Source organism: Pseudomonas sp. B21-040 (assembly GCF_024748695.1).
GTDB lineage: Bacteria > Pseudomonadota > Gammaproteobacteria > Pseudomonadales > Pseudomonadaceae > Aquipseudomonas.
Genome location: NZ_CP087176.1, coordinates 4,767,033 through 4,781,481 on the forward strand (window position 1 = coordinate 4,767,033; position 14,449 = coordinate 4,781,481).

Annotated in this window: 15 protein-coding genes; 8 read left to right on the top strand and 7 right to left on the bottom strand. The window is 59.1% G+C overall.

Translation table 11 applies throughout. The features are described from left to right. Positions 1–15: 15 nt before the first annotated feature. Positions 16–1,689 carry a DEAD/DEAH box helicase gene (locus LOY55_RS21790; RefSeq protein ID WP_046032408.1) on the bottom strand — a complete coding sequence of 558 codons (1,674 nt, stop codon included), beginning with the start codon at positions 1,687–1,689 and terminating at the stop codon, positions 16–18. A gap of 421 nt (positions 1,690–2,110) precedes the next feature. Here LOY55_RS21790 and LOY55_RS21795 point away from each other — a divergent pair, with 421 nt between their 5' ends. Then, positions 2,111–2,902 carry a crotonase/enoyl-CoA hydratase family protein gene (locus tag LOY55_RS21795; protein ID WP_223522776.1) on the top strand — a complete coding sequence of 264 codons (792 nt, stop codon included), beginning with the start codon at positions 2,111–2,113 and terminating at the stop codon, positions 2,900–2,902. A 111-nt stretch (positions 2,903–3,013) separates the two neighbouring features. Here LOY55_RS21795 and LOY55_RS21800 read toward each other — a convergent pair whose 3' ends face one another. After that, positions 3,014–3,769: a spermidine synthase gene (locus LOY55_RS21800; RefSeq protein WP_046032410.1), complete on the bottom strand. Its 756-nt coding sequence runs from the start codon at positions 3,767–3,769 to the stop codon at positions 3,014–3,016. Positions 3,770–3,931: 162 nt separating this feature from the next. Here LOY55_RS21800 and LOY55_RS21805 point away from each other — a divergent pair, with 162 nt between their 5' ends. Further along, positions 3,932–5,278 (top strand): class II 3-deoxy-7-phosphoheptulonate synthase, encoded by a 1,347-nt coding sequence (locus LOY55_RS21805; RefSeq protein ID WP_109787124.1) that lies wholly within the window; start codon positions 3,932–3,934, stop codon positions 5,276–5,278. A gap of 94 nt (positions 5,279–5,372) precedes the next feature. On the opposite strand, the gene LOY55_RS21810 is transcribed toward LOY55_RS21805, so the two are convergent. Then, a complete protein-coding gene (locus tag LOY55_RS21810) occupies positions 5,373–6,602 on the bottom strand; it encodes a winged helix-turn-helix domain-containing protein (RefSeq protein WP_258666658.1) in 1,230 nt (409 codons plus the stop codon). 64 nt (positions 6,603–6,666) lie between these two features. Then, positions 6,667–6,882 carry a DUF1127 domain-containing protein gene (locus LOY55_RS21815; RefSeq protein WP_046032413.1) on the bottom strand — a complete coding sequence of 72 codons (216 nt, stop codon included), beginning with the start codon at positions 6,880–6,882 and terminating at the stop codon, positions 6,667–6,669. Positions 6,883–6,978: 96 nt separating this feature from the next. Between LOY55_RS21815 and LOY55_RS21820 the strand changes: the two genes are divergently transcribed. After that, complete coding sequence (locus tag LOY55_RS21820; RefSeq protein ID WP_046032414.1) at positions 6,979–7,833, top strand: LysR substrate-binding domain-containing protein; 855 nt, start codon at positions 6,979–6,981, stop codon at positions 7,831–7,833. On the opposite strand, the gene LOY55_RS21825 is transcribed toward LOY55_RS21820, so the two are convergent. After that, positions 7,823–8,572, bottom strand: a complete 750-nt coding sequence (locus tag LOY55_RS21825) for a sulfite exporter TauE/SafE family protein (protein ID WP_223522773.1) — start codon at positions 8,570–8,572, stop codon at positions 7,823–7,825. The two genes, LOY55_RS21820 and LOY55_RS21825, sit on opposite strands and share 11 nt — an antisense overlap. 109 nt (positions 8,573–8,681) lie before the next feature. On the opposite strand from LOY55_RS21825, the gene LOY55_RS21830 reads away from it, so the two are divergent. The 4 genes from LOY55_RS21830 (at position 8,682) to LOY55_RS21845 (ending at position 11,990) form a co-directional block, all read left to right on the top strand. Then, positions 8,682–9,638: a LysR family transcriptional regulator gene (locus LOY55_RS21830; RefSeq protein WP_258666662.1), complete on the top strand. Its 957-nt coding sequence runs from the start codon at positions 8,682–8,684 to the stop codon at positions 9,636–9,638. Between the two features lie 70 nt (positions 9,639–9,708). Next, the gene (locus tag LOY55_RS21835) at positions 9,709–10,170 is read left to right on the top strand and encodes a MarR family winged helix-turn-helix transcriptional regulator (protein WP_046032417.1); all 462 of its coding nucleotides are present in this window, start codon (positions 9,709–9,711) and stop codon (positions 10,168–10,170) included. A 353-nt stretch (positions 10,171–10,523) separates the two neighbouring features. Beyond that, a complete protein-coding gene (locus tag LOY55_RS21840; protein ID WP_046031808.1) occupies positions 10,524–10,943 on the top strand; it encodes an organic hydroperoxide resistance protein in 420 nt (139 codons plus the stop codon). A gap of 33 nt (positions 10,944–10,976) precedes the next feature. Further along, positions 10,977–11,990: an alpha/beta hydrolase gene (locus tag LOY55_RS21845; protein WP_258666665.1), complete on the top strand. Its 1,014-nt coding sequence runs from the start codon at positions 10,977–10,979 to the stop codon at positions 11,988–11,990. 165 nt (positions 11,991–12,155) lie between these two features. Here LOY55_RS21845 and LOY55_RS21850 read toward each other — a convergent pair whose 3' ends face one another. Together LOY55_RS21850 and earP are read right to left on the bottom strand one after the other, a co-directional pair. Further along, on the bottom strand, positions 12,156–12,725 hold the full coding sequence (locus LOY55_RS21850; RefSeq protein WP_046031806.1) for an elongation factor P: 570 nt from the start codon (positions 12,723–12,725) through the stop codon (positions 12,156–12,158). Between the two features lie 48 nt (positions 12,726–12,773). Next, on the bottom strand, positions 12,774–13,916 hold the full coding sequence (earP, locus tag LOY55_RS21855) for an elongation factor P maturation arginine rhamnosyltransferase EarP (protein WP_258666667.1): 1,143 nt from the start codon (positions 13,914–13,916) through the stop codon (positions 12,774–12,776). Between the two features lie 124 nt (positions 13,917–14,040). On the opposite strand from earP, the gene LOY55_RS21860 reads away from it, so the two are divergent. Beyond that, positions 14,041–14,448, top strand: a complete 408-nt coding sequence (locus LOY55_RS21860) for a hypothetical protein (RefSeq protein WP_077431598.1) — start codon at positions 14,041–14,043, stop codon at positions 14,446–14,448. Position 14,449: the final 1 nt, after the last annotated feature.

Below are 14,449 nucleotides of genomic sequence, written 5' to 3' on the forward strand. Positions count from 1 at the left end.
CAGCTCAAGAGCGGATTAATCTTCGCGATAGCGACGCAGCTTCAACTGCTTACCGGCAACGCGAGTGTCCTTCAGTTTGGTCAGGAGCTTCTCCAGACCATCTTCCGGCAACTCGACGAGGCTGAAGCTGTCGCGCACCTGGATGCGACCGATCGCTTCACGAGCCAGGCCACCTTCGTTCAGGATGGCGCCCAGCAGGTTCTTGGCAGCGATACCGTCACGCGCACCCAGCGCGGTACGGCAACGAGCACGACCTTCAGCCAATGGAACCGGAGCACGACGCTCACGATCACCACGGTCCGGACGATCACCAGTACGCTCTGGACGATCACCGCGCGGAGCGTTGTTCGGCACCAATGGACGTTCTTTCTCGATCGCGGCCAGGGTCAGCGCCTGAGCGTTGGTTGCCTTGCGCAGCAGAGCAGCGGCCAGTGCACGCGGAGTGCAACCGATGTCGGCAGTCAGGCGATCCAGCAGATCACCGTGAGTCGATTCGGCATCGCCAACCAGCGGCGACAGGCTGTTGGTCAGTTTCTTGATGCGGGCATCGAGAACGGCCTGAGCGTCCGGCAGGCGAACTTCAGCAACCTTTTGACCCGTTACACGCTCGATCACTTGCAGCATGCGGCGCTCACGTGGAGTCACCAGCAGCAGTGCACGACCTTCGCGACCGGCACGACCGGTACGGCCGATACGGTGAACGTAGGATTCCGGATCGTACGGCATGTCAACGTTGAACACGTGAGTGATGCGCGGAACGTCCAGGCCACGAGCAGCAACGTCGGTCGCCACAACGATGTCCAGACGGCCATCCTTGAGGGAGTCGATCACGCGCTCACGCTGGTTCTGGGCAATGTCACCGTTCAGCGCAGCGGCTTTGTAGCCTTTGGCTTCCAGGGCGCTGGCCAGGTCCAGGGTCGCTTGCTTGGTGCGCACGAACATGATCAGGGCGTCGAAATCTTCCACTTCCAGCAGGCTCAATACAGCCGAGGTCTTCTGGTCAGCGTGAACCAACAGGTGAGCCTGTTCGATCGCGGTAACGGTCTGAGTCTTGGTCTGGATCTTCACGTGTTGCGGATCGCGCAGATGGCGTTCGGCAATGGCACGGATCGACTGCGGCAGGGTGGCCGAGAACAATACGGTCTGACGGGTTGCAGGCAAGGCCTTGAAGATAACTTCGAGGTCGTCCATGAAACCCAGTTTGAGCATTTCGTCAGCTTCGTCGAGGACCAGGTGATTCACGGTCGACAGGACTTTTTCGTCACGACGCAGGTGGTCGCACAGACGGCCCGGAGTGGCGACAACGATCTGTGCGCCATTACGGATTGCTTTCAGTTGTGGACCCATAGGGGCGCCGCCGTAAACGGCCACAACGGTAACGCCCGGCATTTGCTTGGCATAGGTTTCGAAAGCGGTTGCTACTTGCAGCGCCAACTCACGGGTTGGCGCCAGGATCAGGGCTTGCGGCTCGCGCTTGGCAGGATCGATGCAATGCAGGATAGGCAAAGCGAACGCGGCGGTTTTACCCGTACCGGTTTGCGCCTGACCAATCATGTCCTGGCCGGCCATGATGATCGGGATCGATTGCTGCTGAATAGCCGAAGGCTCTTCGTAGCCAGTCGCAATGACGGCTGCAAGAATATTCGGATTAAGATTAAAAGCGGCGAAGCCGCCGGTTTCCTGGGTCATGGGTCTGCCTCTAAGTGCATCCGCAAAGACCCATGCTCCAAAGCTGCGCATGCCGTGTAAGACTCAAGAGTCGCCCTGGCTGCTTTGTCGGCGGGGATTTGCGAAAACGAATGAATGAAAAAGATTCGTCAAGGAAGAGTCCGCTGTGCGGACGTGCAGCCGAAGCTGACTTCGGGGAATTGCGCTACCTAAACGCGGCCCGGTTAAAGGCCGGCGCGCACTATACCGGAATTCGCCCAAAAAGGGAGCATTATTTGTCGGAAAACTGACGGATACACCGTTGTGTCACAGGCTTTGCGGATAATCGTGCAGCAGTCTATTTTTCAAAGGCCCGGCCCTGCTGGCGATGGCGCTAAAACGGTTCACTGTTATCACGCAGACCTGAGGTCTGACACACCCTTCCCTCCCGAGGAAATGCAGCATGAATCAGCCCTGCTCCAGTCGTGTAACCCGTGAACGACGTGACCATGTGCTGCTGATCGGCCTGGATCGGGTCGCCAAACGCAACGCCTTTGACCTCGACCTGCTCAACGAGCTGAGCCTGGCCTATGGCGAGTTCGAAGCGGACAACGAGGCGCGGGTGGCCGTGGTGTTTGGCCATGGGGAACACTTCACCGCCGGGCTCGATCTGGTCAACACCAGCGCGGCATTGGCCGAAGGCTGGCAAGCACCGGCAGGAGGCTGCGATCCGTGGGGTGTTTTTGCTGGCCCCCGCGTCAGCAAACCGGTGATAGTGGCCGCTCAGGGTTATTGCCTGACCATCGGCATCGAGTTGATGCTGGCCGCCGACATCAACCTGTGCGCCAGCAACACCCGCTTCGCCCAAATGGAAGTCCAGCGCGGAATCTTCCCGTTCGGCGGCGCCACTTTGCGCATGCATCAATTGGCTGGCTGGGGCAATGCCATGCGCTGGTTGCTGACCGGGGATGAGTTCGATGCGCATGACGCCTTGCGTCTGGGGCTGGTGCAGGAAGTCATGGCCAGCGAGGACTTACTGCCAAGGGCGATTGAATTGGCCGAGCGGATTGCCCGACAGGCACCGCTCGGGGTACAGGCGACGCTGATGTCTGCCCGGCAGGCGCGCTATGAAGGAGAAACCGCTGCGGCACAGGGCTTGCCGGCGATGGTGAAGAAGTTGTTGAACAGTGAGGATGCCAAGGAAGGTGTGCGGTCGATGATTGAGAAGCGACCCGGGATCTTCAAAGGAGTCTGAGATTTGTGTTGATGCGGATAATGCCATCACGGGCAAGCCATGCTCCTACAGGTTGCGCGTCCCCCTGTAGGAGCAAGGCTTGCCCGCGATGAGGCCATTGCAGACAACACATTATGTCGCCGGACGAATCGCCTTGATCAACGACTGCAACGAATAACCCAATTGCGGCGCCAATCCTTCCGCCCTGGCCATCAAGCCGTCCATGTCCAGCACCTGATCCAGCTCCGAAGGCACGATCAAAATCACATTGCCCTCCTTCACCGGCAGCTCCCAGTAGTGCCGGTGATAAAGCCCGCGCAGCAACGCCGCACCCAACGGTTTGCCGTCGTCGGTGGCCCACTGATTGATCACCAGCCAGCCACCCGGATTCAGGCGTTTCTGACAGTTCTCCAGGAAGCTCCAGGCCAGATGCCCGACACCAGGCCCGACATCGGTATAAAGGTCGACGAAAATCAAGTCCGCCGACTCAGCGGTATCGAGCAGTTCCAGGGCATCGCCGACGCGGATATACAGGCGCGGATCATCATCCAGCCCAAGGTATTCGATTGCCAGGCGCGGGACGTCGGGGCGCAATTCGATCGCCTCGACATCTTCCAGCGGCAGGAACTTGAGGCAGGCCTGAGTCAACGTGCCCGCACCAAGGCCCAGAAACAGCGCGCTTTCCGGTTGTTCGTGGCACAACGCGCCAATCAGCATCGCCCGGGTGTAGTCGTACTCGAGCCAGCTCGGATCAGCGGTAAACACGCAGCTCTGTTCAATGGCGTCACCGAACTCGAGAAAGCGGTAATCGGCCACTTCCAGCACGCGTATCACGCCGAACTCATCCTGTACCTCGGCGAGCAAATGCTCGACGCGCTCCTCAGTCATTTCGTCTCCTGAATCGTTACCGGGCCTGCATGCAATAAACAGCAGCGCACTTAAACCGCGAGGCGCGCGGCAAAGGCGCGATTGTCCGCGAAGCGACGGGAACAGGTCACGCACTAATTGCTGATAACATGACCGTCCGAGCGTAAAACACTAGAGAACGTGATGAGCCAACCCTGGAGCCCTGACAGCTGGCGCGCCTTGCCGATCCAGCAACAACCCCTCTACCCTGACGCTGCGCATTTGCAGCAGGTAGAGCAAACCCTGGCCAGCTATCCGCCACTGGTGTTTGCCGGTGAAGCCCGGGAGTTGCGCCGTCAGTTTGCCGAGGTCACCCAAGGCCGCGCGTTCCTGTTGCAAGGTGGCGATTGCGCCGAAAGTTTCGCCGAGTTCTCGGCCGCGAAAATTCGCGACACCTTTAAAGTCTTGCTGCAAATGGCGATCGTCATGACCTTTGCCGCCGGTTGCCCGGTGGTCAAAGTCGGGCGCATGGCCGGGCAATTTGCCAAACCGCGCTCCGCCAATGACGAAACCATCGACGGCGTGACGCTGCCTGCTTACCGTGGCGACATCGTCAACGGCATCGGTTTCGACGAGAAAAGCCGCGTGCCGGACCCGGAGCGCCTGCTCCAGTCTTACCACCAGTCCACCGCCACCCTGAACCTGTTGCGCGCTTTCGCTCAAGGCGGGTTTGCCGACCTGCATCAGGTGCACAAGTGGAACCTGGACTTCATCGCCAACTCGGCGCTGGCCGAGAAGTACAGCCACCTGGCCAATCGCATCGATGAAACCCTGGCGTTCATGCGCGCCTGCGGCATGGACACTTCACCGCAGCTGCGCGAAACCAGTTTCTTCACCGCCCACGAAGCGTTGCTGCTGAACTACGAAGAAGCCTTCGTGCGTCGCGACAGCCTGACCAACGATTACTACGATTGCTCGGCGCACATGCTGTGGATCGGCGATCGCACCCGTCAGCTCGATGGTGCGCACGTTGAGTTCCTGCGCGGGGTGAATAACCCGATCGGGGTCAAGGTCGGCCCGAGCATGAACCCTGAAGACTTGGTTCGCCTGATCGATGTGCTGAACCCGGACAACGATCCGGGCCGCCTGAACCTGATTGCGCGGATGGGTGCCAACAAGGTCGGCGATCACCTGCCGCAGCTGATTCGCGCCGTGCAGCGCGAAGGCAAGCAGGTGCTGTGGAGCTCCGACCCGATGCACGGCAACACCATCAAGGCGAGCAGCGGCTACAAGACCCGCGACTTCGCGCAGATCCTGGGCGAGGTGAAGCAGTTCTTCCAGGTGCACGAAGCTGAAGGCAGTTATGCCGGTGGTATTCACATCGAGATGACCGGGCAGAACGTCACCGAATGCATTGGCGGCGCTCGGCCGATTACCGAGGACGGGCTGTCGGATCGGTATCACACCCATTGCGATCCGCGGATGAACGCTGATCAGTCGCTGGAATTGGCGTTTTTGATTGCCGAGACGCTGAAGCAGGTTCGGCGCTAAACCGCGTTGAGCCCATCGCGGGCAAGCCTTGCTCCTACAGGTTTTGAGTTGACCTCAACCTGTAGGAGCAAAGCTTGCTCGCGATTGCGTCATCTCAAACACCACTGAATTGAGCCAATGCCACTCTTAACCTGCTGGCACTCTCCCGCTGACAATTCAACTGCACCTGCGCAAGCCCCAACCAATCCGCCATCTGCCGCAGATTGATAGCCAAAGCGTGCATCCCTTCGTCATCCAGCCCCGGCTCTTCTTCATGCACGGCGTGCACCGCCAGCCGCCCCAACGCCCGCTCAGCCCGCAGATCCACGCGTGCGGCAATCCGTTCGTTGTGCAGGAACGGCAGCACGTAATACCCGTAAACACGCTTGTCTTGCGGCGTGTAAATTTCCAGCCGATAACGAAAGTCGAACAGCCGCTCGGTGCGACTGCGTTCCCAGACCAGCGAGTCGAACGGTGAAAGCAACGCACTGGACTCGACCTTGCGCGGTACTTTCGGCTCAGGCAGGCAATAAGCCGGTTGCCGCCAGCCTTGCACCTGGCAGGTCAGCAACGCCCCGGCCTCGACCAGTTCCGCCAGACGCGGACGGCTGTCGGTCGGGCTCAAACGAAAATAGTCGCGCAGGTCCTTTTCCGTACCGACACCCAATGCCGTCGCTGCGTGCAATAACAGCCCACGCTGAGCCTCGGTTTCACTGAGCAATGGCTGCTGCAGAATCGCCGAAGGAATCACCCGCTCGGGCAAATCATAAAGTCGTTCGAAACCACGGCGGCCGGCAACCGTCACTTCTCCGGCGGCAAACAACCATTCCAGTGCATGCTTTTCAGCGCTCCAGTCCCACCACGGCCCTGCCCGTTCCTGACGGGTCGACAAGCTTCCCGCACCCAACGCCCCCAGTTGTTCAACCGAGGCCAATACCCGGCGGATCGTGTCCTGCTGCTCGCGCCCGAAACTCGCCAGTTGCTGATAGATATCTTCACCACGCGTTGCGCGCTGCATGCGCCAACGCATCAGCGGATACAGTGATAACGGCAGCAACGAGGCTTCATGTCCCCAATATTCAAACAGCGTGCGACGTCGACCCTGACTCCAGGCGGCCTGGTCTAGCAAATCGGAGGAGTAGTTACCGAGGCGGGAAAACAAGGGAAGGTAGTGCGAACGCACCAACGCATTGACCGAATCGATCTGCAGGATGCCCAACCGCTCGATCAGTCGGTTGAGTTGCACCGGTTTGATCGTCGCTGGCGGCTGGCGCCCGTTGAACCCTTGGGCAGCCAGTGCCAGACGTCGAGCCTGTTGGTTGGAAAAGGACAGCGTTGCGGGCATGAATACCTCCGTGTCTGCTCGCAACCTACCTCACCAGAGAGGGGTTTGTGTAGCAATGGCCTCATCATTTATGCATCGGATCATCCCAGAACGGCCTGACCGATTCATGTTCCACATCCGCACGACTCATACCGATGTCCTTCAGTGCTTCATCGCTCAAACTCGCCAGCAGCTCGCGTTCACGATGAAGTTCGTACCAGCGACTAAACTTGTGCAGCAGATCAGATACCACATGGGTTGAGAATTTTTGTTCCGTTACAACCTCGTTATGACCTTTCATCTCGTTGTCCTCCGTTGGGGATGGCCCAAGTCTCGCGCCAGCGTTAAGATCAATCCAACGAATGTTTCTGATGGTAACCATCTCGGAGATTGATGGATGTCGGCGTACCCCAGTATCGATACCGATGTGCTGCGCACCTTTGTCGCGATCGCCGACCAGGGCGGATTTACCCGCGCCGGTGAAATGGTCAATCGCACGCAGTCGGCGGTGAGCATGCAAATGAAGCGTCTGGAAGAGGACGTCTTGCAGCGCCAGTTGTTCGAACGCGATGGGCGTCAGGTCAAGCTGACCGCCGAAGGCCAGGTTTTGCTGGGGTATGCGCGGCGCATCCTCAAACTTCACAGCGAAGTCTTCAATACGCTGCGCGAACCGCACATGATTGGCACCGTGCGCATTGGTACGCCGGACGATTACGTGATGCGCTTTCTGCCGGGCATTTTGTCGCGCTTCGCCAAGAGCTATCCGCTGATCCAGATCGAGGTTCACTGCGAATCATCAAAACAATTGCTGCAACGTCAGGATCTGGACCTGTCCATCGTGACCCGCGAGCCCGGCACCGAAATTGGCCAGTTGCTGCGCAAGGAGCGCTTCGTCTGGGCCGAGGCGCAATGTTTCAACGCCCATGAGCAGACGCCCCTGCCCCTGGCGATGTTCAACAGTGATTGTTTCTGCCGCTTGTGGGCGTGTAATGCGCTGGATGCCATGGGCCGCGAATACCGCATTGCCTACAACAGTTCGAGCCTGTCAGCGTTGATGGCCGTGGTCAGTGCCGGCCTGGCCGTGACCGCGCAACTTGAAAGCCTGATCACGCCGGACATGCGCATTCTCGGTGCCGCCGAAGACCTGCCGCTGTTGCCGGAAGCCTGCATCATGCTCGTGCGCAACCTGCACAACCCGTCACCGATCACCGAGTGTCTGGCCGAACACATCGTCGATGGCTTCAAACTTTAAACGCGAGCATCACCGCACAGCCCACCAGAAAACCGCAGAATAACCCGCGCAGCAGTCGCTCCGGCAGGGCGTGGGCGATTTTCACGCCCCAACTGATGCTCATCAACCCGCCGACGGCCAAGGGCACACCGATCAGCCAGTCCACCTGATGGTGCGCCGCGTAGGTCACCAGGGTCACGCCGGTACTGGGTAAGGCCAGCGCCAGCGACAAGCCTTGCGCCACCACTTGGCTGGTGCCAAACACACTGGTCAGCACCGGCGTCGCCACCACCGCCCCACCCACTCCAAACAAGCCGCCCATGGTCCCGGAGGCTGCGCCAAGCACGCCCAGCCATGGCCATGCGAAATGCATTTGCGTCGAGGCCGGCGTGCTGGCAGCGAACATTCGCACCAGGTTGTAGGCCGACAAGACCACCAGGAACGCGACAAAACCGATCCGCATGGTGTGCGCATCGATGCCGACCGCCCAAATCGAACCGATCCACGCAAAACAGAACCCCATCGACGCCAAAGGCAAGGCGTGACGCAATTCGATGCGATTGCGTTGGTGATAGCGCCACAGCGCCAGCATCACATTGGGCACCACCATCACCAGCGCCGTGCCTTGGGCGATCTGTTGATCGAGACCGAACAGCACACCCAACAATGGAATGGCGATCAAGCCGCCACCAATGCCGAACAACCCGCCGAGGGTGCCCAACGCCGCGCCAAACACCAGATACATCACGAACTCGATCACAAGCGATTTCCCTTTTGTCAGGGTGTTCATCCTACGCAGTCGGCGATAGCGCGGAAACGCACAGCAACGCACAATGGCTGTGCCAACTTCGCACAAGCGCGGACACCCCATGAACCCCAATCAATTGACCGAACAGCTCGGGCTTTTTCTGGATGTGCTGGAATCCGGGAGTTTTTCTGCTGCCTCGCGCCGACATCCGCTGACCCCTTCGGCCGTGGCGCGGCGCATCGACAGCCTGGAAAAGGCCGTCGGTAGCCAGCTGTTCATTCGCAGTACACATGCCGTCATGGCGACCCCGGCAGGCCTGGCCTTTGCCGAGCGCGCGCGGCGAATTGTCGCCGAGCTTCGGCTGGCCCGGGCCGAAGCGGTGTCCCTGAGCAGTGCGCCAGAAGGCTTGATCAGAGTGGATGCGCCCGCGGCGTTCGGACGCCGGCATTTGGCACCGGTAATTGCCGACTTCCTGATGCTTTACCCCGGCCTCGATGTGCAACTGCACCTGATCGACAGCTTTGTCGACATGCAAGGCTTGAACCTGGGCAAGGTCGATCTGGTGCTGCGCGCCGGGCAAATGGCCGACACCCGCCTGGTCGCCACACCGCTGGCAAGCATGGTGCGTATTGCCTGCGCCAGCCCGGAGTATTTACAACGCCGCGGAGTGCCGACCGAGCCTGCGCAGTTAGTCGATCACGACGGCCTCGATTGGGACGGCTTGGCCCCGCCCTTCGCCTGGCGCTTCGAACGCGATGGGCAGATGCATCTGCACCGCCCGGCGCGGATCCGCATGAGCGCCAACAATGCCGAGGCGCTGGTCTGCGGCGCATTGGCCGGACTGGGTATTGCCCACCTGCCGACCTGGCTGGCAAGCGAATACTTGCTGCGGGGTGAACTGCTGCCGCTGTTCTGCGAAAAGGGCCTGCCCAAACCTGAGTCCGCCGGCATCTATGCGCTGCGGCTGGCGCAACAGCCCAACTCACGCAGCCGTTTGCTGCTGGAATACTTGAAGACGCGCTTCAGCCCGATTCCACCGTGGGACCTGGCGCTGCAAAGCACGCTGGACCGCCACTAGTCGAAAATTATCTGGCGCATTAAAGATTCGCCCGCTAGATTCATGAAGATTACCGATCAAGGCTTTTGAGATGACCACCGAACGCGACACCCTGGATAACTGCGACCACCTGCTGCTGGATAATCAGGCGTGTTTCGCCCTGCACTCGACTTCGTTGCTGATGACCAAGGTCTACAAGCCGCTGTTGCAAGCGCTGGGCCTGACCTATCCGCAATACCTGGCGATGATGGTGTTGTGGGAACGCGATGGTCTGACCGTAGGTGAAATCAGCACGCGCCTGCTGACCGATCCCGGCTCCCTGACGCCACTGCTCAAACGCCTGGAAGTCGAAGGTTTACTCAGCCGCACCCGCAGTCGCGAAGACGAACGGGTGGTGATCGTCGAACTCACCGAACAGGGCCGCGCCTTGCGGGAAAAAGCGCGCAGCATTCCTCAGTGCATCCTCGGCGCCAGCGGGATGACGCTGGAGCGACTGCAAAAGCTGCAGGCGGAACTGCAAGTGCTGCGCAGCAATCTGCAAGACAGCCTCTAATTCCCCAGTCAACATAGATCCCCTGTGTGTGCGAGCTTGCTCGCGATAGCGGTCTGACATTCGGCATTGATGTTGACTGATACACCGCTATCGCGAGCAAGCTCGCTCCCACATTGGTTTTGTGGCGACCCTTCCAGCCACGTTCGCCCCCCTCCCAGAAAAAATTTTCAGCCCTGAAAATCCCGCCTCCAAAGCTCTAGCTCGGCCCTTCACATCATCCGCCAAAATTTCGAACACAACTTTTTCAAAATTTTATCTTGCGCACTAAATATTCGCGCGATACATTCACCTCGCACTTACTTAGCGCGCAAATATTTAGCGCAAAACACCCAAACCAAAATGAGGCTCACACCATGCAAACTCTCTACACCGCAATCGCAACTTCCACCGGTGGCCGTGATGGTCGTGCTGTTTCCAGCGACAACATCCTCGACGTCAAACTTGCCACCCCGAAAGAACTCGGTGGTGCCGGCGGCGCAGCGACTAACCCTGAACAACTGTTCGCAGCCGGCTACTCCGCCTGCTTCATCGGCGCACTGAAGTTCGTCGCCAGCCAGACCAAACGCAGCATCCCGAACGACGCCTCGATCACTGCCCATGTCGGCATCGGCCAAATCCCTGGCGGTTTCGGCCTGGACATCGACCTGCACATCAGCCTGCCAGGCCTGGAACAAGCCGATGCGCAAGCCCTGGTCGACGCCGCCCACCAGGTCTGCCCGTACTCCAACGCCACCCGTGGCAACGTCGATGTGCGCCTGCACGTTACCGTCTAACCGTTGATCCCAAGGCCCGTACAGGAAACGAACATGAACACTTTCAGCAAAGTCTTGACCGGCACCCTTCTCGCCCTGTCCATCGGTAACGCGTTCGCGGGCGAGGGTGTTGAACACAACACCCAGGCATTCCTCGACGTTCTGAATGCCGGCACCGGCAAACCGATGGAACAGCTCACCCCCAAAGACGCGCGCGCCGTACTGGTGGGTGCGCAATCCGGGGTAAAACTGACGCTGCCAAGAGCCGATGTCAGCGAGAAGACCATTCAAGTCGACGGCCAACCGCTGCGCCTGACCATCGTCCGGCCGGCCGGAGTCAAGGGCGAGTTGCCAGTGTTCATGTTCTTCCACGGCGGTGGCTGGGTATTGGGGGACTTCCCGACTCACGAACGACTGGTCCGTGATCTGGTAGTCGGCTCAGGGGCTGCGGCGGTGTTCGTCAATTACACCCCGTCCCCGGAAGCGCACTACCCGGTGGCGATCAATCAGGCTTATGCGGCGACCCAATGGGTGGCCGAGCACGGTAAAGAGATCAACGTCGACGGCAAACGCCTGGCCGTGGCCGGCAACAGTGTCGGTGGCAACATGGCGGCAGTCGTTGCGCTGATGGCCAAAGACAAGGGCTCGCCGGCTATCAAATACCAGGTGTTGTTGTGGCCGGTGACGGATGCGAGCTTCGAGACGGCGTCTTACAACCAGTTCGCCGAGGGGCACTTCCTCACCAAAAACATGATGAAGTGGTTCTGGGACAACTACACCACCGACGCCAAGCAGCGTAATGAGATTTACGCCTCGCCGTTGCGGGCTACCACCGCACAACTGAAGGGCTTGCCACCTGCGCTGGTGCAGACAGCGGGCGCCGACGTTCTGCGCGATGAAGGTGAAGCTTACGCCCGTAAACTCGATGAGGCCGGGGTGCCGGTCACGTCGGTTCGCTACAACGGCATGATCCACGACTACGGTTTGCTTAACGTGGTGAGTCAGGTGCCAGCGGTGCGCTCCGCGATGCTGCAGGCGTCGCAAGAACTCAAGCAACATTTGAAATGAAGTAAAGCATCGCAGCCTCGCTTCGCTCGACAGCTCCTACATGGGTTTTGCATTTCCTTGTAGGAGCTGTCGAGTGAAACGAGGCTGCGAATCTTATGATCTTCACCTTTCAGGCATAAAAAAACCCGGCTCAATGGCCGGGCTTTTTCATTCCTGAAGCAGTGCTTATTTAGCACGGCCTTTGTAGGAACCGCCTTCGCGGGTATCGATCTCGATCATGTCGCCGATTTCGATGAAGTCAGCAACCGACAGCTCGGTACCGTTCTTCAGTTTGGCAGGCTTCATCACCTTGCCGGAAGTGTCACCGCGAGCGGAACCTTCGGTGTAGTCAACCTGACGCACGATAGTGGTCGGCAGTTCTACGGAAACCAGACGCTCTTCGAAGAAGATCGCTTCGCAAACATCGGTCATGCCTTCTTCAACGAAAGGCAGAACGGCTTCGATGTCTTCAGCGTTCAGCTCGTACATGGTGTAGTCAGTGGTGTCCATGAACGTGTAGGCGTCGCCGCTGATGAAGGACAGGGTCGCTTCTTTACGGTCGAGGATTACGTCGTCCAGTTTGTCGTCGGCGCTGTAAACGATTTCAGTCTTGTAACCGGTCAGCAGGTTTTTCAGCTTGGTCTTCATGATCGCGCTGTTACGACCCGACTTGGTGAATTCAGCTTTCTGAACCAGCCAAGGATCGTTTTCGAGACGGATCACCATCCCGGGTTTCAGTTCTTTACCAGTTTTCATTACGAATATCCGAATTTGGATGGGATTTACAAAAATCTAGGCCGCGTATCATATCCAATTTACATAAAACTGTACCAGCGCTGCGGCAAGATCAGCCTGCAAGGCTTGTTCCAGACACCACGCCTCGGCGTGTTTTTGCAGCTCTGGCCAGTGTTTGCGGGCCATGCGCCAGTGGCCGGACATATCATGCCCCGCATTCCACGCGCGCCAAAGACCGCTGATCGCCTCGCTGGCAGGGGCGGACAGGCCTTTTGTGTACACCTCGAGAAAGGCTTCAAGCTTGTCCAGGTGGATGTCTTCCTCCTGCTGATAGATGTGCCAGAGCATTGGCCGGCCCGCCCACTGAGCGCGGACGAATGAATCTTCACCACGCACAGCGTTGAAATCGCAGCACCAGAGCAAATGATCGTATTGATCCTGTCGGACGAACGGCAACACCTGAACGGTCAATTCGTCGCGGACATGCAGAGCGCCTGCTGCCAACCCTTCAACACCGAGCCAGCGTTCGACATCGCCGAGAATGCGCCCTTCGGGCACCAGCAAATGCGTAGGTAACGGATCAGCCGCCATCACGTCCAGCCAACTCGACAGCCCGGTATTTTCATAGGCAAACAGCGAAATCAGTTGGGCATTCGGGGCCGGATCTATCCCCAGGCCTTGAAGGAATTCTCGTTGCGCCTCGCGACTTTGCTGAAACTGCCGTCGACGCTCAAGCAATCCTTTTTCACGCAACAAACCACCGGTGCCCTTGTGGAATCCCGGGAAGAAGAAGTACTTCTGCACCGTTTTGTATTTCACCGACGGTAAACCGTGGCAACCGCTCACCCAATCCTCGGCGCTCAGATAGTCGAGATTCATCCACAGCGGCGGTTTTTCCCGTGCGGCCATGGCGTCCATGTAGGCACTTGGCAACTGGCAGGCGAACGCGGCGATGACCACATCCGCCGCCTCGGTGGCCAACCACGCTGCCGGCCATTGGCGCACGTCGACACCGGCCTGCGATTGCTGCGCCGCATGGATATCGATCTGGGGGCACAGGCGTTCGAAGGCGCGCAGGTCGTCGACCCACAAACGCACGTCGACCGGGTACTCGGCCACCAGTTGTCGTGCCAGGCGCCAGGTCACGCCGATGTCGCCAAAGTTGTCGACCACGGTGCAAAAAATATCCCAGCGGGTTTTCAGTTCAGGCATTGCGGATTCCCGTTGGCAAAGGCACCAATTGTCCGCATAAATTACCTCGCGCAGAAGAGCCGACGGCGATTAATCTTCGTGCGACAATCGCCACTATCCCGCGACCATCCGCCAGGAGGCAGCCATGCCCTTTCGTCCCACTCCGCGCCGCACGTTGCAGATCCAGCCTAATGCCTTGCAACTGATCGGCAGCATTGCCCTCGGATTGTGGCTGGGATTTCTCGCCATCGCGCTGACCTGCTGGCTCGTCTCTCGCCTGTTTTTCAGCGAGCAACTGGCGCCAGTGGCCGCCGCCGTGGAGCAATTGGCCAAACCGCCCGTGGTGCAACCGGTACCGGACATTCCGCCGCAGAGCCCGCTGTTCGAACAATATGAAGAGAACCTGCGCAAGAACGAGCAGCAGGTACGCATGGATCAGGCCCGCAGCAGCAGCCGCAATCTGTCCAATCCAAAATGCCAGTTCTGGCTGCAACAGGACCATACCGCGCCGAGCGAAAAAAGCCGCGCCAATGTCCTGCAGTTTTGCGATTGAC

Excerpts from the sequence above, each read along its gene's own strand:
- LOY55_RS21860 (WP_077431598.1), top strand. The coding sequence starts at position 14,041 with ATGCCCTTTCGTCCCACTCCGCGCCGCACGTTGCAGATCCAGCCTAAT.
- LOY55_RS21800 (WP_046032410.1), bottom strand. The coding sequence starts at position 3,769 with ATGACTGAGGAGCGCGTCGAGCATTTGCTCGCCGAGGTACAGGATGAG.
- LOY55_RS21850 (WP_046031806.1), bottom strand. The coding sequence starts at position 12,725 with ATGAAAACTGGTAAAGAACTGAAACCCGGGATGGTGATCCGTCTCGAA.
- LOY55_RS21790 (WP_046032408.1), bottom strand. The coding sequence starts at position 1,689 with ATGACCCAGGAAACCGGCGGCTTCGCCGCTTTTAATCTTAATCCGAAT.
- LOY55_RS21845 (WP_258666665.1), top strand. The coding sequence starts at position 10,977 with ATGAACACTTTCAGCAAAGTCTTGACCGGCACCCTTCTCGCCCTGTCC.
- LOY55_RS21810 (WP_258666658.1), bottom strand. The coding sequence starts at position 6,602 with ATGCCCGCAACGCTGTCCTTTTCCAACCAACAGGCTCGACGTCTGGCA.
- LOY55_RS21835 (WP_046032417.1), top strand. The coding sequence starts at position 9,709 with ATGACCACCGAACGCGACACCCTGGATAACTGCGACCACCTGCTGCTG.
- LOY55_RS21840 (WP_046031808.1), top strand. The coding sequence starts at position 10,524 with ATGCAAACTCTCTACACCGCAATCGCAACTTCCACCGGTGGCCGTGAT.
- LOY55_RS21815 (WP_046032413.1), bottom strand. The coding sequence starts at position 6,882 with ATGAAAGGTCATAACGAGGTTGTAACGGAACAAAAATTCTCAACCCAT.
- LOY55_RS21795 (WP_223522776.1), top strand. The coding sequence starts at position 2,111 with ATGAATCAGCCCTGCTCCAGTCGTGTAACCCGTGAACGACGTGACCAT.
- earP (WP_258666667.1), bottom strand. The coding sequence starts at position 13,916 with ATGCCTGAACTGAAAACCCGCTGGGATATTTTTTGCACCGTGGTCGAC.
- LOY55_RS21805 (WP_109787124.1), top strand. The coding sequence starts at position 3,932 with ATGAGCCAACCCTGGAGCCCTGACAGCTGGCGCGCCTTGCCGATCCAG.
- LOY55_RS21830 (WP_258666662.1), top strand. The coding sequence starts at position 8,682 with ATGAACCCCAATCAATTGACCGAACAGCTCGGGCTTTTTCTGGATGTG.
- LOY55_RS21820 (WP_046032414.1), top strand. The coding sequence starts at position 6,979 with ATGTCGGCGTACCCCAGTATCGATACCGATGTGCTGCGCACCTTTGTC.